At 72.1% G+C, this 24526-nt stretch carries 27 protein-coding genes; 19 read left to right on the top strand and 8 right to left on the bottom strand.

Going from position 1 to position 24526, the window contains the following annotated elements:
- Window positions 1–67 precede the first annotated feature (67 nt).
- Complete coding sequence (locus ACWCV9_RS32255) at window positions 68–1015, top strand: DMT family transporter (protein WP_450791888.1); 948 nt, start codon at window positions 68–70, stop codon at window positions 1013–1015.
- Here the strand turns inward: ACWCV9_RS32255 and ACWCV9_RS32250 are convergent.
- Both ACWCV9_RS32250 and ACWCV9_RS32245 read right to left on the bottom strand, forming a co-directional pair.
- Complete coding sequence (locus ACWCV9_RS32250) at window positions 912–1793, bottom strand: LysR family transcriptional regulator (RefSeq protein WP_450791886.1); 882 nt, start codon at window positions 1791–1793, stop codon at window positions 912–914. The two genes, ACWCV9_RS32255 and ACWCV9_RS32250, sit on opposite strands and share 104 nt — an antisense overlap.
- Window positions 1794–1796: 3 nt before the next feature.
- On the bottom strand, window positions 1797–2081 hold the full coding sequence (locus ACWCV9_RS32245) for a PLD nuclease N-terminal domain-containing protein (protein WP_385841876.1): 285 nt from the start codon (window positions 2079–2081) through the stop codon (window positions 1797–1799).
- 77 nt (window positions 2082–2158) lie between these two features.
- On the opposite strand from ACWCV9_RS32245, the gene ACWCV9_RS32240 reads away from it, so the two are divergent.
- The 9 genes from ACWCV9_RS32240 to ACWCV9_RS32200 all read left to right on the top strand — a co-directional run bounded on the left by ACWCV9_RS32240 (window position 2159) and on the right by ACWCV9_RS32200 (window position 9397).
- Window positions 2159–3610, top strand: coding sequence for a menaquinone biosynthesis decarboxylase (locus tag ACWCV9_RS32240; RefSeq protein WP_385841875.1), 1452 nt, complete (start codon window positions 2159–2161; stop codon window positions 3608–3610).
- Window positions 3607–4509 (top strand): menaquinone biosynthesis prenyltransferase MqnP, encoded by a 903-nt coding sequence (gene mqnP / locus ACWCV9_RS32235; RefSeq protein ID WP_450791884.1) that lies wholly within the window; start codon window positions 3607–3609, stop codon window positions 4507–4509. Before ACWCV9_RS32240 ends, mqnP begins: the two co-directional genes overlap by 4 nt.
- A 113-nt stretch (window positions 4510–4622) precedes the next feature.
- Entirely contained in the window at window positions 4623–5285 is a 663-nt protein-coding gene (locus ACWCV9_RS32230; protein ID WP_450791883.1) for a UbiX family flavin prenyltransferase, read from the top strand.
- Between the two features lie 68 nt (window positions 5286–5353).
- Complete coding sequence (locus tag ACWCV9_RS32225; protein WP_103812702.1) at window positions 5354–5809, top strand: Lrp/AsnC family transcriptional regulator; 456 nt, start codon at window positions 5354–5356, stop codon at window positions 5807–5809.
- 42 nt (window positions 5810–5851) lie between these two features.
- The gene (mqnE, locus tag ACWCV9_RS32220) at window positions 5852–7015 is read left to right on the top strand and encodes an aminofutalosine synthase MqnE (protein WP_450791881.1); all 1164 of its coding nucleotides are present in this window, start codon (window positions 5852–5854) and stop codon (window positions 7013–7015) included.
- A 134-nt stretch (window positions 7016–7149) separates the two neighbouring features.
- Complete coding sequence (locus ACWCV9_RS32215; RefSeq protein WP_450791879.1) at window positions 7150–7803, top strand: UdgX family uracil-DNA binding protein; 654 nt, start codon at window positions 7150–7152, stop codon at window positions 7801–7803.
- 16 nt (window positions 7804–7819) lie between these two features.
- Window positions 7820–8344 carry an N-acetyltransferase family protein gene (locus ACWCV9_RS32210; protein WP_450791877.1) on the top strand — a complete coding sequence of 175 codons (525 nt, stop codon included), beginning with the start codon at window positions 7820–7822 and terminating at the stop codon, window positions 8342–8344.
- 89 nt (window positions 8345–8433) lie between these two features.
- Entirely contained in the window at window positions 8434–8742 is a 309-nt protein-coding gene (locus ACWCV9_RS32205) for a DUF4229 domain-containing protein (protein WP_450791876.1), read from the top strand.
- 10 nt (window positions 8743–8752) lie between these two features.
- The gene (locus ACWCV9_RS32200; RefSeq protein ID WP_450791874.1) at window positions 8753–9397 is read left to right on the top strand and encodes a TetR/AcrR family transcriptional regulator; all 645 of its coding nucleotides are present in this window, start codon (window positions 8753–8755) and stop codon (window positions 9395–9397) included.
- A gap of 80 nt (window positions 9398–9477) precedes the next feature.
- Here ACWCV9_RS32200 and ACWCV9_RS32195 read toward each other — a convergent pair whose 3' ends face one another.
- Window positions 9478–10323: a MaoC family dehydratase gene (locus ACWCV9_RS32195; protein ID WP_450791872.1), complete on the bottom strand. Its 846-nt coding sequence runs from the start codon at window positions 10321–10323 to the stop codon at window positions 9478–9480.
- Between the two features lie 277 nt (window positions 10324–10600).
- Between ACWCV9_RS32195 and ACWCV9_RS32190 the strand changes: the two genes are divergently transcribed.
- The 3 genes from ACWCV9_RS32190 (at window position 10601) to ACWCV9_RS32180 (ending at window position 14236) form a co-directional block, all read left to right on the top strand.
- Window positions 10601–12556: an AMP-dependent synthetase/ligase gene (locus ACWCV9_RS32190; RefSeq protein WP_450791870.1), complete on the top strand. Its 1956-nt coding sequence runs from the start codon at window positions 10601–10603 to the stop codon at window positions 12554–12556.
- A gap of 186 nt (window positions 12557–12742) precedes the next feature.
- A complete protein-coding gene (locus ACWCV9_RS32185; RefSeq protein ID WP_450791868.1) occupies window positions 12743–13639 on the top strand; it encodes a LysR family transcriptional regulator in 897 nt (298 codons plus the stop codon).
- Window positions 13640–13747: 108 nt separating this feature from the next.
- Window positions 13748–14236, top strand: a complete 489-nt coding sequence (locus tag ACWCV9_RS32180) for a carboxymuconolactone decarboxylase family protein (protein WP_450791866.1) — start codon at window positions 13748–13750, stop codon at window positions 14234–14236.
- Between the two features lie 10 nt (window positions 14237–14246).
- Here ACWCV9_RS32180 and ACWCV9_RS32175 read toward each other — a convergent pair whose 3' ends face one another.
- Window positions 14247–14906 (bottom strand): class I SAM-dependent methyltransferase, encoded by a 660-nt coding sequence (locus ACWCV9_RS32175; RefSeq protein ID WP_450791864.1) that lies wholly within the window; start codon window positions 14904–14906, stop codon window positions 14247–14249.
- Between the two features lie 84 nt (window positions 14907–14990).
- Here ACWCV9_RS32175 and ACWCV9_RS32170 point away from each other — a divergent pair, with 84 nt between their 5' ends.
- On the top strand, window positions 14991–16604 hold the full coding sequence (locus tag ACWCV9_RS32170) for a serine/threonine-protein kinase (protein WP_450791862.1): 1614 nt from the start codon (window positions 14991–14993) through the stop codon (window positions 16602–16604).
- Here ACWCV9_RS32170 and ACWCV9_RS32165 read toward each other — a convergent pair.
- Both ACWCV9_RS32165 and ACWCV9_RS32160 read right to left on the bottom strand, forming a co-directional pair.
- Window positions 16601–16915, bottom strand: a complete 315-nt coding sequence (locus ACWCV9_RS32165) for an AzlD domain-containing protein (RefSeq protein WP_385841861.1) — start codon at window positions 16913–16915, stop codon at window positions 16601–16603. The genes ACWCV9_RS32170 and ACWCV9_RS32165 overlap by 4 nt on opposite strands.
- On the bottom strand, window positions 16912–17628 hold the full coding sequence (locus ACWCV9_RS32160) for an AzlC family ABC transporter permease (protein ID WP_450791860.1): 717 nt from the start codon (window positions 17626–17628) through the stop codon (window positions 16912–16914). Before ACWCV9_RS32160 ends, ACWCV9_RS32165 begins: the two co-directional genes overlap by 4 nt.
- A 68-nt stretch (window positions 17629–17696) precedes the next feature.
- On the opposite strand from ACWCV9_RS32160, the gene ACWCV9_RS32155 reads away from it, so the two are divergent.
- Window positions 17697–18260 carry a helix-turn-helix domain-containing protein gene (locus ACWCV9_RS32155; RefSeq protein ID WP_450791858.1) on the top strand — a complete coding sequence of 188 codons (564 nt, stop codon included), beginning with the start codon at window positions 17697–17699 and terminating at the stop codon, window positions 18258–18260.
- A gap of 92 nt (window positions 18261–18352) precedes the next feature.
- Here the strand turns inward: ACWCV9_RS32155 and ACWCV9_RS32150 are convergent, their stop codons facing one another.
- Window positions 18353–18556 (bottom strand): cold-shock protein, encoded by a 204-nt coding sequence (locus tag ACWCV9_RS32150; RefSeq protein WP_003948780.1) that lies wholly within the window; start codon window positions 18554–18556, stop codon window positions 18353–18355.
- A 287-nt stretch (window positions 18557–18843) separates the two neighbouring features.
- Here ACWCV9_RS32150 and ACWCV9_RS32145 point away from each other — a divergent pair, with 287 nt between their 5' ends.
- The gene (locus tag ACWCV9_RS32145; RefSeq protein WP_450791856.1) at window positions 18844–19695 is read left to right on the top strand and encodes a menaquinone biosynthetic enzyme MqnA/MqnD family protein; all 852 of its coding nucleotides are present in this window, start codon (window positions 18844–18846) and stop codon (window positions 19693–19695) included.
- 79 nt (window positions 19696–19774) lie between these two features.
- On the top strand, window positions 19775–21514 hold the full coding sequence (locus ACWCV9_RS32140; RefSeq protein WP_450791855.1) for a serine/threonine-protein kinase: 1740 nt from the start codon (window positions 19775–19777) through the stop codon (window positions 21512–21514).
- A 15-nt stretch (window positions 21515–21529) separates the two neighbouring features.
- Here the strand turns inward: ACWCV9_RS32140 and ACWCV9_RS32135 are convergent, their stop codons facing one another.
- A complete protein-coding gene (locus tag ACWCV9_RS32135) occupies window positions 21530–22456 on the bottom strand; it encodes a hypothetical protein (protein WP_450791853.1) in 927 nt (308 codons plus the stop codon).
- 45 nt (window positions 22457–22501) lie between these two features.
- Here ACWCV9_RS32135 and ACWCV9_RS32130 point away from each other — a divergent pair, with 45 nt between their 5' ends.
- Window positions 22502–23245, top strand: coding sequence for a prepilin peptidase (locus ACWCV9_RS32130; RefSeq protein ID WP_450791852.1), 744 nt, complete (start codon window positions 22502–22504; stop codon window positions 23243–23245).
- Window positions 23246–23325: 80 nt separating this feature from the next.
- Complete coding sequence (gene mqnC, locus ACWCV9_RS32125) at window positions 23326–24525, top strand: cyclic dehypoxanthinyl futalosine synthase (RefSeq protein ID WP_385841852.1); 1200 nt, start codon at window positions 23326–23328, stop codon at window positions 24523–24525.
- Window position 24526: the final 1 nt, after the last annotated feature.

Below are 24526 nucleotides of genomic sequence, written 5' to 3'. Positions count from 1 at the left end.
GGCCCATCGGCAGGACGCCCCAGCGGCCCGTGGACCCGGGCCCGCGGACCTTCGTAGCGTCCCTGCCATGACCCCGGAGAACAAGGGCACGGCCCAGCTCACGACCGCGATGGTGCTGTCCGGCACCCTCGGTGTCTTCGTCGTCCAGTCGGGCGCCTCGCCCTTCGACGTCGTCTTCTTCCGCGTGCTGTTCGGCGCCCTGGCGCTGGGCGGCTATGTCCTGGCCCGCGGCTGGCTCCGCGACCACGGCTTCACCCCGCGCACCCTCGGACTCGCCGTCCTCGGCGGGGTGTTCATCGTCCTCAACTGGGTGCTGCTGTTCCAGTCGTACCGCAACACGTCCATCTCGGTGGCCACCGTCGTCTACCACACCCAGCCCTTCTACGTGGTGCTCCTCGGCGCCCTCCTCTTCCGCGAGCGGCTCACCGCCGCCAAGGCCGGCTGGATCGCGCTCGCCTTCGCGGGCCTGATCCTGGTCTCGGGCGTCACCCCCGCCGACTTCACCACCGGCGGCAGCTACCTCACCGGCATCGGCCAGGCCCTGCTCGCCGCGCTCCTGTACGGCCTGTCCACGCTGGTCACCAAGCGGATCAGCGGGGTCCGCCCGCATCTGATCGCCCTCGTCCAGGTCCTGGTCGGCATCCCGCTGCTGCTGCCCTTCGCCGACTTCGGCGCCATGAGCGGCACCGGCTGGCGCTGGGGCTGGCTGGTCGGCCTCGGACTGATCCACACCGGCGTGATGTACGTCCTGATGTACGCCGCCTACGCCAAGCTGCCCACCGCCAAGATCGCCGTACTCGCCTTCGTCTACCCGGCGGTCGCGATGCTCATGGACTGGGCGGTGTACGGCCACCACATCGGAGCCGTCCAGGCGCTGGGCGTGCCGCTGATCGTCACGGCCAGCCTCAAGGTCACCCTGGCTCGGCCAGCAGCGCCCGCGCCCGCTCCACGAACAGCCGGGCGTGCGCCGGAAGCCGCTTCCCGGCCCGCCACGCGAGCTGCGTGCGAAGCGTGAACGGAGGCTCCCAGCCGAGCCGGACCAGCGAGCCCCCGGCGAGTTCCGCGGCGACCGTCACCTCGGGCAGCAGTGCGATCCCGAGGCCGGTCGCCACCGCGCGCTTGGTCGCCTCGATCGTGCCGAACTCCATGAACTCCACCGGCCCGGCGGCGGCCAGCTCCCGCTCGAACAGATCCCGGTAGGCGCAGCCCGGCTCGGTCGCCAGCAGCCGCTCCCCGGTCAGCTCGGCGGTGGTCACCGAGGAGCCGGCCCGCGCGTGTCCCGGGGCCGCGACCAGCGCCAGCGTCTCCGCCGTCAGCACCAGGGCCTCCAGCCCCGGGTGGACGGTCTCCTCCTCCATCAGGAACCCGACGTCGTAGGTGCCCTGCCTGAGCGCCTGCCGGGTCTCGTCGCCGATGGTGGTGCGCAGGGCCAGCCGCACCCGGGGGTGACGGTGGTGGAAGTACTCCAGCAGCGGCGGCAGCCGGTAGGAGGTGAGCGACTCCATGGTGCCGACGGTCAGGGTCCCCTCCGGCTCCTCCGGCTCCGCGACCGCCGCCCGGGCCTCCGCGGCCAGTTCGATGATCCGCCGGGCGTACGGCAGCAGCCGCTCGCCCGCGTCGGTGAGCCGGATCCGGCCGCCCAGCCGGTCGAACAGCTCCACCCCGAGGGACGACTCCAGCGCCCGCACCTGACTCGTCACACTCGACTGGGCGTACGACAGCTCGGCCGCGGCCCGGGTGAAGCTCAGGACGGTGGCGACCTTCTCGAAGGTCACGAGCAGCCGGAGTTCCACGCCTCAGCCCTTCCCGGGGTCGTCGTCCCTCCCGAGGGAACGGAGGAAGTCGGGGTTGTCGTCGGGGGCGACCCAGCCGGGCCCGGAGACATCCGCCGCGGTGCGCCGCACCCGGCCCGTGATCAGCCAGGCGACCGGCCCGACCAGCACCTCGCCGAAGAGCAGGATGATGATCACCCACACCACCTTCGGCAGGTGGCGCACCTCGTCCTCGGGGGTGTTCAGACAGTCCACGAACGCGTAGATCCACAGCGCCAGGACCAGCAGGAACGGCAGATACCTGAGCATGGTGGTGTGATCTCCCCGAGAGGTGAGCCGGGCCCCGGTGACCGGCCCAGGTTAGCGGGTGGCAGATACTGGGACGCATGGCTTACGACGATCTTCGCTCCCTGCTGCGGGCGCTGGAGCGCGAGGGAGACCTCAAGCGCATCAAGGCCGAGGTGGACCCCTACCTGGAAGTCGGGGAGATCGTCGACCGGGTGCAGAAGTCCGGCGGCCCGGCGCTGCTCTTCGAGAACGTCAAGGGCTCCGCGATGCCCCTGGCGATGAACGTCTTCGGTACCGACCGCCGCCTCCTCAAGGCGCTCGGCCTGAAGTCGTACGGCGAGATCTCGGAGCGGATCGGCGGACTGCTCCGCCCCGAGCTGCCGCACGGCTTCGTCGGCGTCCGCGAGGCCTTCGGCAAGCTCGGCGCGATGGCCCACGTACCGCCGAAGAAGGTCAAGGAGGCCCCCGTGCAGGAGGTCGTCCTGCACGGCGACGAGGTGGACCTCGACCGGCTCCCCGCCCTGTTCACCTGGCCCAAGGACGGCGGCTCCTTCTTCAACCTGGGGCTCACCCACACCAAGGACCCCGAGACCGGCATCCGCAACCTGGGCCTGTACCGCCTCCAGCGGCACGACCGGCGCACCATCGGCATGCACTGGCAGATCCACAAGGACAGCCGGAACCACTACCAGGTCGCCGCGCGCCGGGGCGAGCGCCTCCCGGTCGCCATCGCCTTCGGCTGCCCCCCGGCCGTCACCTACGCCTCCACCGCCCCGCTCCCCGGCGACATCGACGAGTACCTCTTCGCCGGGTTCATCGCGGGCAAGCGGATCGAGATGGTCGACTGCAAGACGGTCCCGCTCCAGGTCCCGGCCAACGCCGAGGTGGTGCTGGAGGGCTGGCTGGAGCCGGGCGAGATGCTCCCGGAGGGCCCGTTCGGCGACCACACCGGCTTCTACACCCCGCAGGAACCCTTCCCGGCGCTGAAGATCGACTGCGTCACCATGCGCAGGCGCCCGCTGCTCCAGTCGATCGTCGTCGGGCGCCCCCCGACGGAGGACGGCCCGCTCGGCCGCGCCACGGAACGCTTCTTCCTGCCCCTCCTCAAGATCATCGTCCCGGACATCGTGGACTACCACCTGCCCGAGGCCGGCGGTTTCCACAACTGCGCGATCGTCTCGATCGACAAGAAGTACCCGAAGCACGCGCAGAAGGTGATGCACGCCGTCTGGGGGGCACACATGATGTCCCTGACCAAGCTGATCGTGGTGGTCGACGCCGACTGCGACGTCCACGATCTGCACGAGGTCGCCTGGCGCGCCCTCGGCAACACCGACTACGCCCGTGACCTCACGGTCGCCGAAGGACCCGTCGACCACCTCGACCACGCCTCGTACCAGCAGTTCTGGGGCGGCAAGGCGGGCATCGACGCCACGAAGAAGTGGCCGGAGGAGGGCTACACCCGGGACGGCGGCTGGCCGGACATGGTGGAGTCCGACCCGGCCACGGCGGCCCTGGTGGACCGCCGCTGGAGGGAGTACGGACTGTGACCAGCGCCTCCGCCGCGATCCCCCGACCGGGACGCACCAAAGCCTTCCTGCGCCTCGTGATGATCGAGCACTCGGTCTTCGCGCTGCCCTTCGCCTACATCGCCTCGCTGACCGCGATGTACCAGTGGGACCGGAACATCCACTGGGGCCGGCTGCTGCTGGTCACGGTCTGCATGGTCGGCCTGCGCACCTTCGCGATGGCGGTCAACCGGATCATCGACCGCGAGATCGACGCCCGGAACCCGCGCACCGCCCAGCGCGAGCTGGTGACCGGCGCGATGTCCGTCCGGCACGCCTGGACCGGCGCCCTGATCGCCCTGGTGGTCTTCCTGGGCGCCGCCGCCCTGCTCAACCCGCTGTGCCTGGCGCTGGCCCCGGTCGCGGTGATCCCGATGGTGGTCTACCCGTACGGGAAACGCTTCACCAACTTCCCGCAGGCCATCCTGGGCCTCGCCCAGGCCATGGGCCCGGTCGGCGGCTGGCTGGCGATCAGCGGGGAGTGGTCCTGGGACGCGGTGATCCTCGGCCTCGCCGTGGGCATCTGGATCGGCGGCTTCGACCTGATCTACGCCTGCCAGGACGTCGAGACCGACCGCGAGACCGGCGTCAAGTCGGTACCGGCCCGCTTCGGCATCCCGGCGGCCATCTGGGGCGCGCGGGTCTGCCACACGGTCACCACGGCCCTGCTGGCCTGGTACGGCGTGGCCACCGGCGCCGGGGCCTTCTTCTGGCTGGGCCTGCTGATCGTCGCGGGCGCCTTCTGCTACGAGCACCGCATCGTGCGCCCCCACGACCTCTCCCGCCTGAACAGGGCCTTCTTCTCGGTCAACGGCTTCATCGGCATTGCCCTGTTCGTGTGCGCTCTGCTCGATCTCCTGGTCCGGGGCCTGACCGTCTGAGTAGCCTCCGGCTGTGTGGGCGCTGCCCCTCGATCCCACGGCGCCCCACCCGTCCTGAGCGGTTGCCGACCCACCGGTACGCTCAAGGGGTGAACGCAGGAGAAAAGCAGCGCGTGCCTTGGATCGTAGGGGTGTCCGGTGCGTCCGGCACCCCGTATGCCGCCGCTGTCCTGCGTGCGCTGCTCGCCGCCGGGGAGAGCGTGGACCTGGTGGTGTCCCGGGCCTCCCGGCTGACGCTGCTGGACGAGACGGGGCTGCCGTTCCGGGACGCCCACTGGCGAGGCGACCTGCGGGAGTGGCTGACCCGGGGCGCCGACGGCAAGCCCGGCACCTTCGAGGCGGACGTCAGCGGGGTGCGGTACTGGAGCGCGGGCGATCTCGCCGCCGGTCCGTCCTCGGGGTCGTACCCGGCGAAGGGCATGATCGTCGTCCCGGCCTCGACGGCCTGTGTCGCGGGTGTGGCGCTCGGCCTGTCCAAGGACCTGCTCCAGCGCGCGGCGAGCGTCACGCTCAAGGAGCGCCGGACGCTGGTGGTGGCCGTACGGGAGACCCCGCTCACCGGCCAGACGCTGCGCCACCTGGTCACGCTGGACGACGCCGGCGCCCATGTCGTGCCGACCTCGCCCGCCTTCTACGCGGGGGCCACGCACATCCAGGACCTGGTGGACTTCGTGGCCGGGCGGGTGCTGGACGCGGCGGGCGTCGAGCACGGCCTGTACCGGCGCTGGCGGGGCGAGCTGGGCGGCGGCGCGACGGACCACCCACCGGGCGGCTAGGGCAAGCAGAGCAGTACCCCCATTCACTTCATTCGCTTCAGGAACTTTCACCGGAAGGCTTCGATCGCATGGACGCGGTGGACAGGCAGCTCATCCAGGCCCTGAGGGAGAACGGCCGGGCCTCCTACGCGGAGCTGGGACGCCTCGTCGGACTGTCGGGACCCAGCGTCACCGACCGCATCAACCGGCTGGAGGCGGCCGGTGTCATCACCGGCTACCGCGCCACGGTCGACGCGGCCTCGCTGGGCCTCGGCGTCACCGCGCTGATCGGCATCTCGCTGTCCGACGCCGCCGACCACGAGGACGTGGCGCAGCGGCTGCGGGACCTGCCGGAGATCGAGGACTGCTGGTTCATCGCCGGTGACGACTCCTTCATGCTCAAGGTGCGCTCGACGGACGTCGACGGTCTGGAGAAGACCATCCGGCGGCTGAGCGGCACCAAGGGCGTCTCCCGGACCCGCACCACCATCGTGCTGTCCACCAAGTGGGAGAACCGGGTCGGGGAGCTGCCCGAAGAGGTGTAGGGATACCGTTGGTCGGAACTGTCGTGGAAAGGGCGTGTTGGCATGGACGTCGGGCTCAAGCGCGAGCTGGAGGAGAAGGTCCGCTCCGGTGAGCGGCTGACCCGCGAGGACGGCATCGCGCTGTACGAGTCGGACGACCTGGCGTGGCTGGGCGGCCTCGCGCACGAGGTCCGCACCCGTAAGAACGGTGACGTGGTCCACTTCAACGTCAACCGGCACCTGAACATGACCAACGTGTGCACCGCGTCCTGCGCGTACTGCTCGTTCCAGCGCAAGCCGGGCGAGAAGGACGCGTACACGATGCGCATCGAGGAGGCCGTCCGGCTCGCCAAGGCGATGGAGTCGGAGAACCTCACCGAGCTGCACATCGTCAACGGCCTGCACCCGAACCTGCCGTGGCGCTACTACCCGCGCTCCCTGCGCGAGCTGAAGGCCGCCCTCCCGAACGTCTCCCTGAAGGCCTTCACGGCGACGGAGATCCACCACTTCGAGAGCATCAGCGGCCTGTCCGCCTCGGAGATCCTGGACGAGCTGATCGACGCGGGCCTGGAGTCCCTCACCGGCGGCGGTGCGGAGATCTTCGACTGGGAGGTCCGCCAGCACATCGTGGACCACCGGACCCACTGGGAGGACTGGTCCCGGATCCACCGGCTGGCGCACGAGAAGGGTCTGAAGACCCCGTGCACCATGCTGTACGGCCACATCGAGGAGCCCCGCCACCGCGTCGACCACGTCCTGCGGCTGCGCGAGCTCCAGGACGAGACCGGCGGCTTCCAGGTCTTCATCCCGCTGCGCTACCAGCACGACTTCGTGGACATGAAGGACGGCAAGGTCCGCAACCGGCTCCAGGCGCGCACCCAGATGGCGACCGGCGCCGAGGCGCTGAAGACCTTCGCCGTCTCCCGGCTGCTCTTCGACAACGTCCCGCACGTCAAGGTGTTCTGGGTGATGCACGGCGTGCAGACCGCCCAGCTGGCCCTTCAGCACGGCGCCGACGACATGGACGGCTCGGTCGTGGAGTACAAGATCACCCACGACGCGGACAACTACGGCACGCCGAACAAGCTGACCCGTGAGGACCTGCTGGAGCTGATCCGCGACGCGGGCTTCCGCCCGGTGGAGCGCAACACCCGCTACGAGATCATCCGCGAGTACGACGCCCCGGACCCCACCCGCCGCGACTCCCCCCAGCCGATGCGGGTCTGACTTAAGGGGCGCGGGGCTGTGCCTGATATGCGGCTCCGCCGCGTGGGCGCGACCAGCCACAACGCACCCGCACCCGGCGACGGCCAATCGCACCCCCCCGTTCCCCGCGCCAAACACCGGGTACTCGCCAAGACATGGCCAAGGCACCGGAATCCGCCTACACGGCGGAGCCCTTCGTGCCGGAGGGCGCCGATCTCCGCACCCTCCGGCAGGCCGCCGCCGACTGCCGGGGCTGCCCCCTGCACGAGAACGCCACGCAGACCGTCTTCGGCACCGGGAACGCCCACGCCCGCGTGATGCTCGTGGGCGAACAGCCCGGCGACCAGGAGGACCGGCAGGGCAGGCCCTTCGTCGGCCCCGCCGGCAAACTCCTCGACCGGGCGCTGGAGGAAGCCGGCCTGGACCCGGCGGACGCCTACGTCACCAACGCGGTCAAGCACTTCAAGTTCACCCAGGCCGAACCCCGTAAGCGCCGGATCCACAAGGCGCCGAACCTGCGCGAGATGACCGCGTGCGGCCCCTGGCTCGCGGCGGAGCTGGCGCTCGTGGAGCCGGAGCTGATCGTGGTGCTCGGCGCGACGGCAGGCAAGGCGCTGCTCGGCTCCTCCTTCCGGGTGGGAGAGGTGCGCGGCACGGTCCTGGAGCGGGAGATCCACGGGCGGCCCGAGCGGCTGGTGCCGACCGTCCATCCGTCCTCGGTGCTGCGGGCGCAGGACGACGCCGACCGCAAGGCCGCCTACCAGGGACTCGTCGACGATCTGAAAGTGGCTGCACGCGCCCTGAAGTAATGGGTACGATCGGCGCATGGCCCTTACCTTCACCCTGGACCCCGCCGTCACCCCGGACCTGCGCGACGGCATCCTCGATCTGTGGACCGATGTCAGCAACGCGGGCGGAGCGGTCGGTTTCGTCCCCCCGGTGGACCGTGCGGAGGTCCGCCCGGAGCTGGTGAAGCACTTCGCGGCCATGGCCGAGGGCCGGCACCGGCTGCTCGTCGGCCGGGACGAGACGGGCGCGGTGGCCGCGACCGCCTTCTTCTCCTTCAACACGCACCGGCTGATGACGCACTGGGTGTGGCTGTACACGGTGATGGTCCACCCCTCACACCAGGGCAAGGGCTACGGCCGTGAGCTGCTGGCGGCGGCCGAGGACGCGGCCCGCACCTTCGAGGGCATCGAGGCGATCCGGCTCACCTGCCGGGGCGGCCTGGGGCTGGAGCGCTTCTACGCCTCCTGCGGCTACAAGGAGGTCGGCCGGGTGCCCGCAGCGATCCGGGTCGCGCCCGGCGACGACCGCGACGACATCTTCATGCTGCTGCCGCTGGGCTGACCCGCCGCCCCCGACCCCCCTGCAAGATCCCTTCCGGTTCGTGCTTCACTGGACGATGACCCCTTTTGGAATCGGACGAGTGGATTGAGATGCTCCGCTACACGCTGATGCGCCTCGGTATCTTCGCGGGCTGCCTCGTGGTCGTCTGGGGAGCCGTCTACTCCGGCATCTTCCCGCGCGGCTTCGGCGACTCCAACGGCCTGTGGGTCCTGCTGCTCGCCCTGATCGTCTCGGCGCCGATCAGCTGGGTGGTGCTGCGCCGGGAGCGCGACCGCGCCTCCGAGAAGATCGTGGGCAGGGTCGACCGGATGAAGGCCAACCTGGAGGCCAGCCGCAGCCAGGAGGACGTCGCCGACGACACCGCTCGGGCGCAGGGCGAGGCCGCCGCGTCCAACTAGTCTTGCCCTCATGGGTGGGGCGAAGACCAAGCGGATGCCGAGGGCGGTGCGGGAGCAGCAGATGCTCGACGCCGCCGTGCGCATCTTCGGCCAGCGGGGCTATATGGCCGCCTCCATGGACGAGATCGCCGAACTGGCGGGCGTGTCCAAGCCGTTGGTCTATCTCTATCTGAACTCCAAGGAAGACCTCTTCACCGCCTGCATCCGCCGCGAGGCCGCCGCGCTGACGGGGGCCGTGCGGGCGGCGGTCCGTCCCGGCCTGTCCGCCGACCGGCAGCTGTGGGACGGGCTCCAGGCGTTCTTCGCGCACACCGCCGAGCATCCGGACGGCTGGACGGTGCTGCACCTCCAGGCCCGTACACACGGGGAGCCGTTCGCGGCCGAGGCCGCCGCGATGCGTGCGGAGATCGTCGCGTTCGTGACCCGGCTGGTGGCGGTGGCGGCACGGGAGGCCCACCAGGACCCCGATCTGCCCGAACACGAGGTCGCCGGTCTGGCCGAGGCGCTGGTCGGCGCCGCCGAGTCCCTGGCCGCGTGGGCCAACGCCACCCCAGGAGTCACCGCCCGCCAATCGGCCTCCACCCTGATGAACTTCGCCTGGTCAGGCCTGGGCAACCTCATGCGGGGACGCCCCTGGATCCCGCCGGCCGGCTGAGTGCCCCGCAGGGGCGCGGGGAACTGCGCGCAGAGGACCCCCTCACCCGCACCCGGCAACGGACCAGCACCCCCACGCGCCTACCCCACCGCCCCCCACACCTGCACCCTTCCCCCCTCCCCCCGCACCTCGAACCGCCCCGCGCCGTCCGCCCCGTACCGCACCGTGCCCGGCAGCAGCACCGGCGCCAGGAACCGGGCCCGCACCACGGCGGAGCCCTCCGTGCCGTGGGCGGCGAGGCAGCGGGCCAGGGTCCACATGCCGTGGGCGATGGCGCGGGGGAAGCCGAAGAGGCGGGCGGTGAGCGGGTGCAGATGGATGGGGTTCCGGTCGCCCGACACGGCGCCGTAGCGGCGGCCGATGTCCCCGCCGAGCCGCCACTCGGCGCGCACGGGCAGCGGAGCCTCTTCCCTGAGGTCCCGGACCTCGCGCACCGTCCCGGCCTCGGTGCGATGCCGGGTCAGATAGGTGCTGCGGGACTCCCACGCCAGGCCGGCGTCGTCGCGCAGCTCGGTCACCACCGTGGCCTCCGTGCCGCGCCGGTGTGCGGCCAGGCCCTCGACGTACACGGCGAGTTCGTACGCACCGGTGGCCGCGAGGCCCTTGTGCCGGACGATCTCGATCGAGGTGTGCACCAGGCCCAGCAGCGGCAGCGGGAAGTCCGGGCCGCTCATCAGCCGCATGGCCAGCGGGAAGCCGAGGACGTGCGGATAGGTGACGGGCAGGGCGTCCGCGCCGGTGGCGAAGCCGCAGACCCGCTCGTACGCGGCCAGGCGGGCCAGGTCGACGCGCAGGCCGGGCAGGACCAGGCGGGTGCGGGGGAACTCCGCGTCCGGTGAGGGCCGTTTGAACGGTGAGCGCAGGGCGCCGCGCGCCAGCAGCGGGGCGAGCGCGGGCGCGGAGGTCAGGGTGATGGCGCCGGCCATGGACGACTCCCGTACGACTCGGTCCCAGATCCTTACTGGAGAGTAAGGTTACCGGAGGTAAGTAGGGTGTGCACCTTGCACATCCCCGTCCCCGGACCATCCCGGAACCCGCACAATCCCCCCACGAGGGACCCGTACGATCACCTCCCTACCGCCGGTAACCGGTCTCTTCCGCTCTTCACCGGTGAACGCCTCTGCGCGCGAGGCGCGTACGTCACGGAATACCCGCAGCACATGCAGCACAGCGGTGCACCGCCGCCCGCCCGAGGAGCCGCCCGTGTCCACTTCGTACCCGACCAGCCCCGTCTCCTCCGGCTCCGCCGCCCCGCAGGCCCCGGTCTCCGCCACCGACTACGACGGCCGCCCGGTCCTGGTCGAGCCCTCGGTCCAGCGGCTGGACGGGGCCGTACGGGAGGTGTCCGTACCGCCGTTCGCGCCGCCGGTCACCCATGGCTCGCTCGCCGACCTGCCCTTCGACAACGCCGAGGCGGCCCCCGCCCAGGTCGTCCTCAGCCGCAGGCTCCCCGACGGCCGCTGGACGGACGTGACGGCCGCGCGGTTCGCGGAACAGGTGCTCGCGGTGGCCAAGGGGCTGATCGCCGAGGGGCTCGCCCCGGGCGACCGGATCGCCGTCATGGCCCGCACCCGGTACGAATGGACCCTGCTCGACTTCGCCGCCTGGGCGGCCGGCCTGGTGACCGTGCCCGTCTACCCGACCTCCTCGGTCTTCCAGACCCGCTGGATCCTGCACGACTCCGGCGCGGTCGCCCTGGTCACCGAGACCCCCGCCCAGGCCTCCGCCCTCGGCCCCGAACTCCAGCACCTGCCCGACCTGCGGCATGTGTGGGTGATGGACCAGGGGCACGTGGAGTGGCTCGCCGAGGCCGGTGCGCAGGTGCCGGACGCCGAGGTCGGCGTACGCCGGGGCATGCTCGGACCCGGCACGCTCGCCACCCTCGTCTACACCTCGGGCACCACCGGCCGCCCCAAGGGCTGCGCCCTCTCCCACGGCAACTTCCTCGCCGAGACCGACAACGCCGTCGAACTGCTCTACCCGGTCTTCAAGGCGCAGGACGAGAGCCCGTCGGTGCTCCTCTTCCTGCCCATGTCCCATGTCTTCGGCCGGATGGTGGCCATCGCGTGCGTACGGGCCCGGGTGCGCCTCGGGCACGCCCCGAGCCTGGCCCCCGAGGACCTCCTGCCGGACCTCGCCGCGTTCCGGCCGACCTGTCTGCTGACCATCCCGTACATGCTGGAGAAGATCTACAACTCCGCCCGGGCCAAGGCCGAGTCGGGCGGCCGGGCGGCGGTCTTCGACCGGGCGGCGACGGTGGCCCGGCGCTACGGCGAGGCGCTGGAGGCCCGCCAGACCGGCACCGGCAGCGGCCCGAGCCGCGCGCTGAAGACCGCCCGCGCCTTCTACGACCCGCTCGTCTACCGCAAGATCCGCACCGCCATGGGCGGCCGGGTCCGGCACGCCATCTGCGGCGGCTCCCCGCTCGGCCGCCGCCTGGCCGCCTTCTACGCGGGCGCCGGCATCGAGATCTTCGAGGGGTACGGCCTGACCGAGACCACCGGTGCCACCACCGTCACCCCGCCGCTCAAGCCCCGCCTCGGCACGGTCGGCTGGCCGCTGCCCGGCACCCGGGTGCGGATCGCGGCGGACGGCGAGATCCTGGTCGCCGGCGACCATGTCCTGCGCGGCTACTGGGATCCGCAGGCCGGCGGTGTCGTCCCCGCGACCCGGGACGGCTGGCTGCCGACGGGCGACCTCGGCCGGCTGGACGACGAGGGCTATCTCACCATCACCGGCCGCAAGAAGGAGCTGCTGATCACGGCGGGCGGCAAGTCGGTGGCGCCGGCCCCGCTGGAGAACTGGCTGCGCCAGCACCCGCTGATCTCCCAGGTGATGCTGGTCGGCGACGCCCGCCCGTATGTGGCGGCCCTCATCACCCTGGACCCGGACGGCGTCGGCCACTGGCGCCAGATGATCGGCAAGCACCCGGTGCCGCCGGAACTGCTCATCGGCGACCCGGAGTTGGAGGAGGTCCTGCAACGGGCGGTGGACGAGGCGAACAAGCTGGTCTCCCGGCCCGAGTCCATCCGCCGGTTCGCCGTGCTGCCGTACGACTTCACCGAGGCGGCGGGCCATCTCACCCCGTCGATGAAGCTCCGCCGGGAGCGGATCACGGCCGACTTCTCCGACCGGATCGAGGAGTTGTACACGCGCTGAGGGCCGACAGGCCCGCGCCGGTGGTCGGCACCCGCTCCACGCTGTTCCCGCGTCGTCCGGACTCGGCGAGGGCGCGGAGCGGGTTGCCGCCTGGGTCGGTCGCGGCCCGCAGACGATCCTCGTACCGGCCTGACGCCCAGTCAATCCTTGGGTTTTCTCCCCAACTCCAAGTGTTAGCTTGGGGACATGACCCTGGAGGACCTGCGTGTGTTCGTGGCCGTGTGCCGCGCCGGCAGCCTGAGTTCCGTCGCCCGGGACCTCGGCTGCACCCAGTCGGCCGTCAGCCAGCACGTCAAGCGGCTGGAGAAGGAGACCGGCGTCGCCCTGCTGGAGCGGCAGCCGCGCGGAGTCGTCCCGACGCAGGCCGGGCGGATGCTGGAGGCCGCCGCGGCCGAGGGGATCTCCGGCCTCGACCTCGCCGTACGGCAGCTGCGCGACCTCCGCGACGGCCACAGCGGCTATGTCCGCGTCGCCACCGGCGCCACCACCGTCCGGCACTTCATGTCCGACGCCGTGGTCACCTTCCGCCGCCGCCACCCCAGGGTCAACCTCGAGTTCCGCACGGTCAGTTCGGGCCGCAGCAGCTTCGACGCCCTCGCCGACGGCACCCTCGACCTGGCCTGGGTCACCGTCGGCCCCCCGGTCCGCGGCATCGAGCAGCGCACGGTCGTCGAACTCCCCTGGCTGCTCGCCGTCCGCGCCGACGACCCCCTCGCCGGACGGCACCGCCTGGACCCGGCCGACCTGGCCGGCGTACGGCTCATCCGGCTGCCCCCGAACTCCACCTCCGCCGTCCACCTCGACACCGCCTGCGCCGAGCTGGGCGTCCGCCTCGCCTACGAACCCAGCGTCGCCGACTGGGACACCGCCCTGCTCCTCGCCGAGCTGGGCGTCGGGCGGGCCGTGGTCCCCGCCGTACCCGGGCTGCCGGCGCCCGGCGACGGCCCGCTGCGCCTCGTCCCCCTCGCGGGCCTGCGCCCCCTGCCCGTCGGCTGGGCCGTCCGCCGCTGGGACGCCCTCAGCCCCCCGTCCCGCGCCTTCGCGGACACGGTCGTGGAGTGCAGGACCGCCGCCGCGTCCTGACCGGCCGCCACGGTCGCGGAAACCGCCCTGGCATCCCCGTCACATCTGCCCGCGCCCGTCCGTCAGTGCGGTGAGAACGCCGAGCAGACGATGCGAAGGAGCACAGCCATGGCGCACACCCCGATCTCCCGGATGCCGGACCCCACCGAGTTCGTGCCCGAGCTGGCCGACGTCAGCGCGGCCCTCTTCCGGGCCACCGGCAACCGCTCGGTGCCGCGCACCACGATCAGCCTCGTCCACCTGCGGGCCGGGCAGATCGTCGGCAACACCTATCTGACGGTGCTGAACACCGGCTTCCTCCGCAAGGCCGGGGAGACCGAGGAGCGCATCACCGCCGTCTCCTCGTGGCAGGACGCCCACTGCTTCACCGACGCCGAGCGGGCCGCCCTGGCCCTGGTGGAGGCCACCCTCCAGCCCGCCCCGCCCGGCCGGGAGCGCGTCACCGACGAGCTGTACGCCGAGGCGGCCCGGCACTACGACCAGAAGGCGCTGGCCACCCTCACCATCGCGATCGGCCAGATCAACTTCTTCGTCGCCCTGGCCGTGATCGGCAAGCCGCAGCCGGTCACCTCCCTCGCCGAGGCCCAGTGGGGCTGAGCGGCGCCGCTCAGGCCGGGCGCACCGGCTTGCGCGCCAGCAGGAAGGCCTGCGGTACGGACTCGCCGAGGCCCTCGTCCGGCTCGCGGACGGTACGCGAGCCGAGCGCGAACCCGGCCTCGGCCAGCAGCGCCGCCATCTGCTCCGGGCGGCGGCGTTCGAAGTCCAGGGTCACCGGCTGCCCCCACGGCTGGGCCAGCCGCAGCGGCTCCTCGCCCACCTGGAAGGCGAGCAGCAGATGGCCGCCGGGCGCCAGCACCCGGTGGAACTCGGCGAACAGCCGCGGCAGTTCGGCCGTGGGGGTGTGGATGCTGGAGTACCAGGAGACGACGCCGTCCAGCGTGCCGTCGGCGAGCGGCAGCTCCAGCATGGACCCCTGCTCGAAGCGGAGTCCGGGGTTCTCCCGGCGGGCGATGGCGAGCATGGCCCCGGACAGGTCGAGCCCGAACGCGGCCAGGCCGAGCGAGGCGAGGTAGGCGGTGTTGCGGCCCGGCCCGCAACCGAGATCGGCGACCTTCCCACCGGCCCCGACCAGTTCGGCGTACGCACCGATCAACGCCCGCTCCACCGGAGTGCGGGCGGTCACCCCCGGAAAATGCCCGGCGTAGTCCTCGGCGACGGTGTCGTAGAAGGTACGGGTGGCGGCGAGAAAGTCCACGTCATCGCTCATGCCCGGGACCGTACCGGGCGGCACTGACACCCCCGTCTAGGCTGCTGTGGTTTGGCCGGCTCAGAGAACGGGGGAAGTGGGCCGATGGACCACGCGACAGACGTCTTCCAGCCACTCCAGGCGGACGATCCACCGGCGGTGGCCGGTTACCGGCTCGCCGCGCGGCTCGGCGCGGGCGGCATGGGCCGGGTCTACCTCTCGCACACCCGGGGCGGCCGCCCGGTGGCGCTCAAGGTCGTACGGCCGGAGCTGGCCGACGACCCGGACTTCCGGCGGCGGTTCCGGCGGGAGATAGCGGCGGCCCGGCGGGTCCGGGGCGCGTACACCGCCGAACTGATCGACGCGGACGCGGACGGCACACCGCCCTGGCTGGCCACCCTCTACGTGCCCGGTCCCTCGCTGGCGGACGCCGTCGCCCGGCGCGGCCCGCTGCCGGTGCCGGCGGTGCTGTGGCTGATGGCGGGGGTGGCCGAGGCGCTCCAGGTGATCCACGGGGCGGGGATCGTGCACCGGGACCTGAAGCCGTCGAACGTGCTGCTGGCCGCCGACGGGCCCCGGGTGATCGACTTCGGTATCGCGCTCGCCGCCGACGGCACCGCGTACACGGCGACGGGCGGCACCGTCGGCACTCCGGTGTTCATGGCCCCCGAGCAGGCGTCCGGCGCCGAGGTCGGCACGGCGACCGATGTCTTCGCGCTCGCCCAGACCGTGGCCTTCGCGGCGCTGGGCAGGCCGCTGTACGGGGACGGCCCGGCCCTCAACGTGCTGTACCGGATCGTGCACTCCGAACCCGACCTGACCGTGCTGCCCGAGCCGCTGCGGCCGGTGCTGGCGCGGTGCCTGGCCGCCGAGCCGGCGGAGCGGGCCACGGTGGCGGAGGTCCTGGAGTGGTGCCGGACGCGGCTGGGGGAGGGGACCGACGCGGGCGGGGCACCGGCCGTGTGGCGGGACCTCGCCGGGCCCCCGGCGGTGGTGCCCGCTCCGGTGCCCGAGCCGACCCCCGCCTACACCGTGCCGGTGGTCTCGGCGCCCCGGCCCTCGCCCGGGGACGGGAAGGGCCGTCGGCGCCGCACCGTGCTGCGCGCGGCCGCCGGGGTCGCCGGGGGCGCGCTGCTGGTGGCGGCGCTGGCCTGGGCGGTCATGGACGCGCGGGGCGGGCTCGGCCACCGGGACGCGGCCGGCTCCACGACCTCCGGCGCGGGCGCCCTCGCCCGCTCGTCGCAGTCGTCGCCGTCGTCGCCAAAGTCCACCCCGGAGACCTCGGCCTCCTCCGGCCCCGCGGGGTCTTCTGCGGCGGACCCCTCCGCCCCGCCGCGGCAGCCGCAGGCCCAGGCCTACGCCCCGGTGATGGTGGACACGAAGAACTCGCTGAGCCTGGCGGACCCGTACGCCAACCTGGACAACCGCAAGGGAGACATCCGCTTCGACTGCAAGACGGTCGGATGCGAGCTGGAGAGCGACACCAGCGTGTTCGTCCAGATGTTCGGCAAGCCGGGCACCACGTACGACGACTGCCGGCTCATGCTTCACCGCGCCAACAGGCACCGGCTCCCGCTGGCCTCGGCGGCGAACGGCACCGAGATCTGCATCAAGCACTCCTCCGGTGACATCGCGCTGTTCGTGATCCAGACCAAGTCGACCGCGATGCCGGAGATCGGCTTCGTCTCCGGAGACCTGACCGTCTGGCGGAAGCCCTAGGCCACCCCGGCCATCCGCAGCAGCGCTGTTGTCGCCGCCGCGCCGATCACCACCACCGCGAAGGGGGCTCGGCGCCAGGCCAGGAGGGCGCCCACCAGGACGCCGGTGGGGCGGGCCCAGCCGGCGAAGCCGCCGGACTCGGTGAGCGCGCCGGTGGCCAGCAGGGCGGCGAGCAGGACCACCGCGCCCGCCGAGGCCAGCTGCTGCACCCGGGGCGGGACCGTCACCCGGCCGTGCAGGACCGGGCCGACCAGCCGGAAGGCGTACGTGCCGACCGCGAGGGCCAGGATCACGGCGACCGTGGCGTTCATCCGGCGACCTCCCGCCCGGCGGGCCGGCGGTGCAGGACCAGTCCGGCGAGGGCGAGCAGCACCGGCACCCCGGCCGGTACGGCGGGCGTGACCGCGAGGGCCAGGGCGGCGCCGAGCAGCGCGCACCGCCGTACCGTCGCGTCCTGGCGCAGGGTGGGCAGGATCAGCGCGACCAGGACGGCCGGGAAGGCGGCGTCCAGGCCGTAGCGGGCGGTGTCACCGAGGGCCTTGCCCGCCAGGGCGCCGGCCAGCACGCCGATGTTCCACACGGCGAACAGGCCGAGCCCGGAGATCCAGAACGCCCGCCGCCGCCGTACCGGATCGGTCTGGGCGAGGGCGAAGGCCACGGTCTCGTCGGTGACCAGGTGGGCGCCGAGCAGACGGCTCAGCCGGCCGGTGCCGATGATCTCGGCGACGGCCAGGCTGAAGGCGGCGACGCGGGTGTTCAGCAGCAGCCCGGTGGCCGCCGCGGCGACCGGCCCGCCCCCGGCGAGCAGCACCCCGACCGCGCTGAACTGGGCCGACCCCGCGTACACCACGATCGACATCAGCACGGGCACCCACACCGGCAGGCCCCCGGCGACGGAGACGGCGCCGAAGGAGACGCCCACGATGCCGCTGGCCAGCCAGACGAGGGAGCTGTCCCGCACCAGGGAGGAGTCGTCGGGGGCGGTCGGCGATGGCGGAGTGGTTGTTCGTTGTGGCGAACGCATGTTTCCTACGATGGACAGCAACCCGCCTGTCCGTCAAGGCGAACGAACGTACCGATGGAGCGAACGACATGTCCGAGGTGCCCTCCCGGCTTCCCATGGAGTGGATCGCCGCGTCCCTGAAGCGGGAGCGCGCCCGCACCGGGCTGTCCCTGTCCGAGCTGGCCAAGCGCGCCGGCATCGCCAAGTCCACGCTGTCCCAGCTGGAGGCGGCGTGCGGCAACCCGAGCATGGAGACGATCTGGGCGCTCGCGGTCGCGCTCGGCGTGCCCTTCAGCACCCTGGTGGAGTCGCCCGCGCCCAGCGTCCAGGTGCTTCGCGCCGGCGAGGGCCCGACGGTCCACTCCGACCAGTCCAGCTACCTGGCCTCACTGCTGTCCGCGAGCCCGCCCGGCGTACGCCGGGACATTTACTTCGTATGGCTGGAACCCGGGACCGTGCGGGATTCGGAGCCGCATATTCCAGGAACCACCGAGCACATCGTGGTCAGCGAGGGCCGGGTCAAGGCGGGCCCGCGCGGGGAGACCGTGGAACTCGGCCCCGGGGACTACATGTCGTACCGGGGGGATCTCGCGCACTCCTACGAGGCGCTCGCCGCGGGAACGAAGTTCGTCCTGATCATGCAGCACAGGTGAACGGAAAACGAACGGGAAAAGGCAGGAGCCCCTGCGCCGGACGGCGTGGGGCTCCTTGGGTACTGCTCTCAGGTTCTGCGATCAGGGAGAGATCAGGCGGGGGTGACGTTCTCCGCCTGCGGGCCCTTCGGGCCCTGGGTGACGTCGAAGGTCACCGCCTGGTTCTCCTCGAGGGAGCGGAAGCCGTTGGCGTTGATCGCGGAGTAGTGAACGAAGACGTCGGGGCCGCCGCCCTCCTGGGCGATGAAGCCAAAGCCCTTTTCGGCGTTGAACCACTTAACGGTTCCGGTAGCCATAAGCCCTCCTTGGGCCCAAAAGGGTTTGCCCTGCTCCAGAACCTGCAAGTGTGTAACGGTGCTGCACAACTGCATATGTCTGAAAACGACGAGAGCCCGCGGTCACATGCTCCGCAGGCTCTGTACTGCAAGGGAAACCAAACTGCAACTTGCGGCGAGCCTAGCACGCGGGCAGCCGAATGCAATAGAGGTCAAGATCACTTCACCCGGATGTTTGAACATCCGTTAGCCCGTTCGGCGGTGGGGTCGGTACGGGCACCGTACTCCACGGGGTCTAGTCTCGCGATGTGGACAATTCTCGCTCCCGGCGGCCCCGTGTCGGCCACATCCAGTTCCTGAACTGCCTGCCCCTCTACTGGGGGCTCGCGAGAACCGGCACGCTCCTCGACTTCGAGCTGACCAAGGACACGCCGGAGAAGCTCAGCGAACAGCTGGTGCGCGGCGACCTCGACATCGGCCCGATCACCCTGGTCGAGTTCCTGCGCAACGCCGACGATCTGGTCGCGTTCCCGGACATCGCCGTGGGCTGCGACGGCCCCGTCATGTCCTGCGTGATCGTCTCCCAGGTCCCGCTCGACCGGCTGGACGGCGCCCGGGTCGCCCTCGGCTCCACCTCCCGCACGTCCGTCCGCCTCGCCCAGCTGCTCCTCGCGGACCGCTACGGCGTCAAGCCCGACTACTACACCTGCCCGCCCGACCTCGGCCTGATGATGCGGGAGGCCGAGGCGGCGGTCCTCATCGGCGACGCGGCCCTGCGCGCCAACCTCCTCGACGCCCCCCGCTACGGCCTCCAGGTGCACGACCTCGGCGCGCTCTGGAAGGAGTGGACGGGCCTGCCGTTCGTCTTCGCCGTGTGGGCGGCCCGCCGGGACTACCTGGAGCGCGAGCCGGCCATCACCCGCCAGGTCCACGAGGCCTTCCTCGCCTCCCGCAACCTCTCCCTGGAGGAGGTCGGCAAGGTCGCCGAGCAGGCGGCCCAGTGGGAGGCCTTCGACGAGGCGACCCTGGAGCAGTACTTCACCACCCTCGACTTCAGCTTCGGCCCGCCGCAGCTGTCGGCGGTCGCCGAGTTCGCCCGCCGGATCGGCCCGACCACGGGCTTCCCGGCCGATGTCAGGGTGGACCTGCTTCAGCCGTAGTCACTACGGTGGGCACGGGCGCCCGACCAGGCGCCCGGGCAGAGGCGTTGGGGTGCGGGGACAAAAAACGGGGGGCGCCGTGCAGCCGCTGGAAGCCGACGAACCCACCGGCATCGGCCCCTACCGGCTGCTCGGCCGACTCGGCTCCGGCGGCATGGGCCGCGTCTACCTGGGCCGCAGCGCGGGAGGCCGCACGGTCGCCGTCAAGATCGTGCACCCGCACTTCGCGCTCGACGAGGAGTTCCGCGCCCGGTTCCGGCGCGAGGTCGCGGCCGCCCGCCGGGTCGGCGGCGCCTGGACCGCACCGGTCCTGGACGCGGACCCGGACGCCCCGGTGCCCTGGGTCGCCACCGGCTACGCCGCCGGTCCCTCCCTCGCGGCGGCCGTCGCCGCCACCGGGCCGCTGCCCGAGCACACGGTACGGGGGCTGGGCGCGGGCCTCGCCGAGGCGCTGGGCGCGGTCCACGGCCTGGGCCTGGTCCACCGGGACGTCAAACCCTCCAACGTGCTGCTGACCCTGGACGGCCCGCTCCTCATCGACTTCGGCATCGCCCGCGCCACGGACGGTACGGCGTCCCTGACCTCCACCGGTGTGTCCCTGGGCTCGCCCGGCTACATGGCGCCCGAGCAGATCCTCGGCAAGGCCGTCACGGGCGCGGCCGACGTCTTCTCCCTCGGCGCGGTCCTCGTCCACGCGGCGACCGGCGCGTCGCCCTTTCCCGGCGACTCCTCCGCCGCGCTGCTCTACAAGGTCGTGCACGAGGAGCCCGAACTGGGTTCGCTGACCGGATCGTTGCGGGAGCTCGCGCTGGCCTGCCTGGCCAAGGACCCGACGGCCCGGCCGACCCCCGCCGAGCTGAGCAACCGCCTCGCCCCCGAAGGCGCCGCCCGCCTGATCACGGGCGGCTGGCTACCGGGCCCCCTGGTGGAACAGGTCAGCCGCAGCGCCGTACACCTCCTCAACCTGGACACATCCGACACCCACCCCTCCGGCCCCCTGACCTTCCCTTCGGGAGCGCTGCACCTCGGTACGGGGTCGACGGGGTCCGGGGCGGCGGGCGGGCAGGGCCAGTTCGGTCCCGCGCCCGTGATGCGTACGCCTGCGGGCCCTGCTCCGGTCTCCGCGGCCGCCCTCACGGCCCCACCCGCGGCCGCCGACGGCGCATCCGCCCCACCGGGGCCACCCGCACCGGACACCACACCCCCACCCGAGACCCCCCACCCCACCCCCGGCCGCCTCTCCCTCAGCCTCGCCGCGACCACCACCCCCACCGAGACCGGCCACGGCCGCAAACTGAGCTGCACCCTCGCCCTCGCCGTCGCCGGCGCGCTGGCCCTCACCACCCTGGGCCTCGGCGCCCTGCTCCGCCCCTGGTTCACGGACGGCGACGAATCGGCCGGAGGCAGCAACTCCGCCCAGAGCCCGGCACCGAGCAGCGGCGCCCCCAGCGGACGGCCCGGTGTCATCCCGGCCCGTTACCTCGGCACCTGGGAGGGCCAGGCCACCGGCACCGCACTCGGCAGCACCCTCTCCATGGGCACCTTCCGGGTCACCGTCCACCAGGCCGCCGTGGGACAGGAGCTGGGCCGGCTGAAGCAGACCGACCAGATCGGCGCGGTCTGCACCGACATCCTCACCCTGAAGAAGGTGACGAGGACCCAGCTCCTCGTCACCTCGGCCGGCGCCGAGGGCAACCACCTGGGCTGCGACCCGGCACCGCACCAGATCGAGCTGACCCCGGTCGGCGACCGCCTGAAGTACACCTCGGACAGTGCGGCCGAAGGCAACCCCGAATCCCTGATGTCGAAGGTGGGCTGACGCACCGCCACCGCGTCAGGAGTCGGAGTCGGACTCCGAGATCTTGGCGAGCCGTACGGTCGCGACGATCTTCCGGATCGTCGCGTCCGGCACCTCCTCGGGCACGTTAGCGGCGCCGAAGAACGACCACGAGACCAGGTCCCCGGCGGAGTTCTTGAAGGCGAAGACCCACGCCTTGCCGTCGGTGGTGCACTTCTTCGACTTCTGCACCCCCACGGACCGGGCCGTGCCCAGGCTGCCGGTGAGACCGGAGTTCGTGGTGAACTCCTCGACGGGGCCCTGCTTCACCTTCTTCCTGTCCGGCTGGGTGTAGCCGCCGTACACCCAGGTCCCGGAGTCGGAACCGGCGATCTGCCGGGTGCTGCGGTAGCCGTTGTTGCCGCGGCTCCCCACCTCGGCAAGCGGGGTGTTCTCCGCCGTACCGTCCCCGTCGTCGTCCGAGGAGCACCACTTCTGCTTCAGGGCCGCGACATTGCGTATCGCGATGAGCGGCTTGTCCTCCGGATCCCCGTTCTTGGAGACGTACGTGACCCAACTGCGGGACAGCAGCTCCCATTGCGGCGGGACGTCGAACGCGATCCCCTGGGCCGGGTTCGTCACGACCTTCCAGCCCTTGACGGTCGCCGTCCGGGCGTCGGACGCCCGGGGATTGGCTGAACTCGCCGACGGCGACGCCGGGCCGGTCGGCCCCGGGTCGGCACCCTTGTGCTTCGCGCCGCCGAGCATCAGGAACCCGGTGACGCCCGCGGCCACCACGACGGCCGCCGCGGCGATCCCTGCGATGAGCCGGGTCCGGTTCCGCCCCCTGTTCCCGCCCGGGTCCGGGCTCGGGGTCTGATACGGGCCCGGGCTGGGGTTCTGATAGGGGTTCGGCTGGTGATAGCCGGGCTGCTGGTACGGGTTGGGGTGCTGTCCGCCCGGAGGCTGCTCTCCTGACCACATGCGCCGTAACGATACGGCGTGCCCGGTCGGGGTATCGATGCGGCTGTGACGAGTGACGAGTTGCTGTGGGCCGTGGCCGCACTGTGGGGCGCGGCGGCGGGCGCGCTGCTGCCCAGGGCCGTGCACCGGTTTGCCGTCCCGCAGGGCGAGGGCTGGCGCGAGGCGTGCGCGGACGGCCATGAGCTGCACGGCTGGCTGGGTCCGGCGCACTGCCCGCGCTGCCCGCACCGCGCCCGCGCCGGCACCGGTCTCCCCTCCGCCCCTCTTCTCGCCACCGCCACCGCCCTGGTCTGCGCCGCGCTGGCCGCCGCCACCGGCACCCGTCCCGAACTGGCCGTCTGGCTGCTGCTCGCGCCCGTCGGCGTGCTGCTGGCCGCCGTGGACTTCCGGGTCCGGCGGCTGCCCGACCCGCTCACCCTGCCGCTGGCCGGCGCCGCCCTCGCCCTGCTGGGCCTCACCGCCCTGCTGCCCGAGCACGCCGGGCACTGGACCACCGCGCTGTACGGCGCCCTCGCGCTGGGCGGCGGCTACTACGCGCTGTACCTCCTCAACCCGAGCGGCATGGGCTTCGGCGATGTGAAGCTGGCCGTGGGGATGGGCGCCGTACTCGGCTGGTACGGCTGGCCCACCGTGCTGCTCGGCACCTTCGCCGGGTTCCTGCTCGGCGCGCTGTACGGCGGAGTCCTGGTCCTGGCCCGGCGCGCGGGCCGCAAGACGGCCGTCCCGTTCGGGCCGTTCCTGCTCGCCGGCGCGCTCGCCGGACTGCTGGCCGGCGCGTACGCGGCCTGACGTCCGGCCGCCGAAACCGCTGGCGTAGGCTGGTTCGGTCCGCCCATCCGTCTCCCAACCTTGACGAAAGGGACGCCCTGGTGACCGAGAAGGCCGACCTCCAGTCTGTCCTCGACCGTGCGGCCGCCGGTGGGCGGATCACCCCGGAAGAGGCCCTCGACCTCTACCGGGACGCCCCCCTGCACGCGCTGGGCGCCGCCGCCGACGCCGTACGCCGCCGGATGTACGCGGGTACCGAGCACATCGCGACGTACATCATCGAGCGCAACATCAACTACACGAACGTGTGTGTCACGGCGTGCAAGTTCTGTGCCTTCTACGCGGCCCCGAAGGACAAGGACAAGGGCTGGACCCGCGACCTCGACGACATCCTGCGCCGCTGCGCGGAGACCGTCGAGCTGGGCGGCACCCAGATCATGTTCCAGGGCGGCCACCACCCGGACTACGGCGTCGAGTACTACGAGTCGCACTTCAAGGCCATCAAGGAGGCCTTCCCGCAGCTGGTGATCCACTCGCTGGGCGCCTCCGAGGTCGAGCACATGGCCCGGATCAGCGGCGTCTCGGTGGAGGAGGCCATCACCCGGATCCACGAGGCCGGCCTGGACTCGTTCGCGGGCGCCGGCGCGGAACTGCTCCCCGAGCGCCCCCGCAAGGCGATCGCGCCCCTCAAGGAGAGCGGCGAGCGCTGGCTGGAGATCATGGAGACCGCGCACCGGCTGGGCGTGGAGTCGACGTCGACGATGCTCATGGGCACCGGCGAGACCAACGCCGAGCGCATCGAGCACCTGCGCATGATCCGGGACGTCCAGGACCGCACGGGCGGCTTCCGGGCCTTCATCCCGTACACCTACCAGCCCGAGAACAACCATCTGAAGGGCCGCACCCAGGCGACCCTCTTCGAGTACCTGCGGATGATCGCGATCGCCCGCCTCTTCCTCGACAACGTCCGGCACATCCAGGGCTCCTGGCTCACCACGGGCAAGGAGGTCGGCCAGCTGTCGCTGCACTACGGCGCGGACGACCTCGGCTCGATCATGCTGGAGGAGAACGTCGTCTCCTCGGCGGGCGCCAAGCACCGCTCCAACCGCCTGGAGATCATCGACCTGATCCGCAAGGCGGGCCGCGTCCCGGCGCAGCGCTCGACGACGTACGAGCACCTGGTCGTGCACGACGACCCGGCGAACGACCCCGTCGACGACCGCGTGGTCTCGCACATCTCCTCCACGGCGATCGAGGGCGGCACCGCCCACCCCGAGCTGAAGCTGCTGACGTCCAGCTGAG

It is taken from the genome of Streptomyces sp. NPDC001606, from assembly GCF_053596835.1.
This window is presented reverse-complemented; position numbering and strand designations above follow the sequence as displayed.

Bases quoted from the DNA above. Each gene is read 5' to 3' on its own strand.
- ACWCV9_RS32255 (WP_450791888.1), top strand. From the start codon at position 68: ATGACCCCGGAGAACAAGGGCACGGCCCAGCTCACGACCGCGATGGTG.
- ACWCV9_RS32245 (WP_385841876.1), bottom strand. From the start codon at position 2,081: ATGCTCAGGTATCTGCCGTTCCTGCTGGTCCTGGCGCTGTGGATCTAC.
- ACWCV9_RS32240 (WP_385841875.1), top strand. From the start codon at position 2,159: ATGGCTTACGACGATCTTCGCTCCCTGCTGCGGGCGCTGGAGCGCGAG.
- ACWCV9_RS32225 (WP_103812702.1), top strand. From the start codon at position 5,354: ATGGACGCGGTGGACAGGCAGCTCATCCAGGCCCTGAGGGAGAACGGC.
- mqnE (WP_450791881.1), top strand. From the start codon at position 5,852: ATGGACGTCGGGCTCAAGCGCGAGCTGGAGGAGAAGGTCCGCTCCGGT.
- ACWCV9_RS32215 (WP_450791879.1), top strand. From the start codon at position 7,150: ATGGCCAAGGCACCGGAATCCGCCTACACGGCGGAGCCCTTCGTGCCG.
- ACWCV9_RS32210 (WP_450791877.1), top strand. From the start codon at position 7,820: ATGGCCCTTACCTTCACCCTGGACCCCGCCGTCACCCCGGACCTGCGC.
- ACWCV9_RS32205 (WP_450791876.1), top strand. From the start codon at position 8,434: ATGCTCCGCTACACGCTGATGCGCCTCGGTATCTTCGCGGGCTGCCTC.
- ACWCV9_RS32200 (WP_450791874.1), top strand. From the start codon at position 8,753: ATGGGTGGGGCGAAGACCAAGCGGATGCCGAGGGCGGTGCGGGAGCAG.
- ACWCV9_RS32195 (WP_450791872.1), bottom strand. From the start codon at position 10,323: ATGGCCGGCGCCATCACCCTGACCTCCGCGCCCGCGCTCGCCCCGCTG.
- ACWCV9_RS32185 (WP_450791868.1), top strand. From the start codon at position 12,743: ATGACCCTGGAGGACCTGCGTGTGTTCGTGGCCGTGTGCCGCGCCGGC.
- ACWCV9_RS32180 (WP_450791866.1), top strand. From the start codon at position 13,748: ATGGCGCACACCCCGATCTCCCGGATGCCGGACCCCACCGAGTTCGTG.
- ACWCV9_RS32175 (WP_450791864.1), bottom strand. From the start codon at position 14,906: ATGAGCGATGACGTGGACTTTCTCGCCGCCACCCGTACCTTCTACGAC.
- ACWCV9_RS32170 (WP_450791862.1), top strand. From the start codon at position 14,991: ATGGACCACGCGACAGACGTCTTCCAGCCACTCCAGGCGGACGATCCA.
- ACWCV9_RS32165 (WP_385841861.1), bottom strand. From the start codon at position 16,915: ATGAACGCCACGGTCGCCGTGATCCTGGCCCTCGCGGTCGGCACGTAC.
- ACWCV9_RS32160 (WP_450791860.1), bottom strand. From the start codon at position 17,628: ATGCGTTCGCCACAACGAACAACCACTCCGCCATCGCCGACCGCCCCC.
- ACWCV9_RS32155 (WP_450791858.1), top strand. From the start codon at position 17,697: ATGTCCGAGGTGCCCTCCCGGCTTCCCATGGAGTGGATCGCCGCGTCC.
- ACWCV9_RS32150 (WP_003948780.1), bottom strand. From the start codon at position 18,556: ATGGCTACCGGAACCGTTAAGTGGTTCAACGCCGAAAAGGGCTTTGGC.
- ACWCV9_RS32135 (WP_450791853.1), bottom strand. From the start codon at position 22,456: ATGTGGTCAGGAGAGCAGCCTCCGGGCGGACAGCACCCCAACCCGTAC.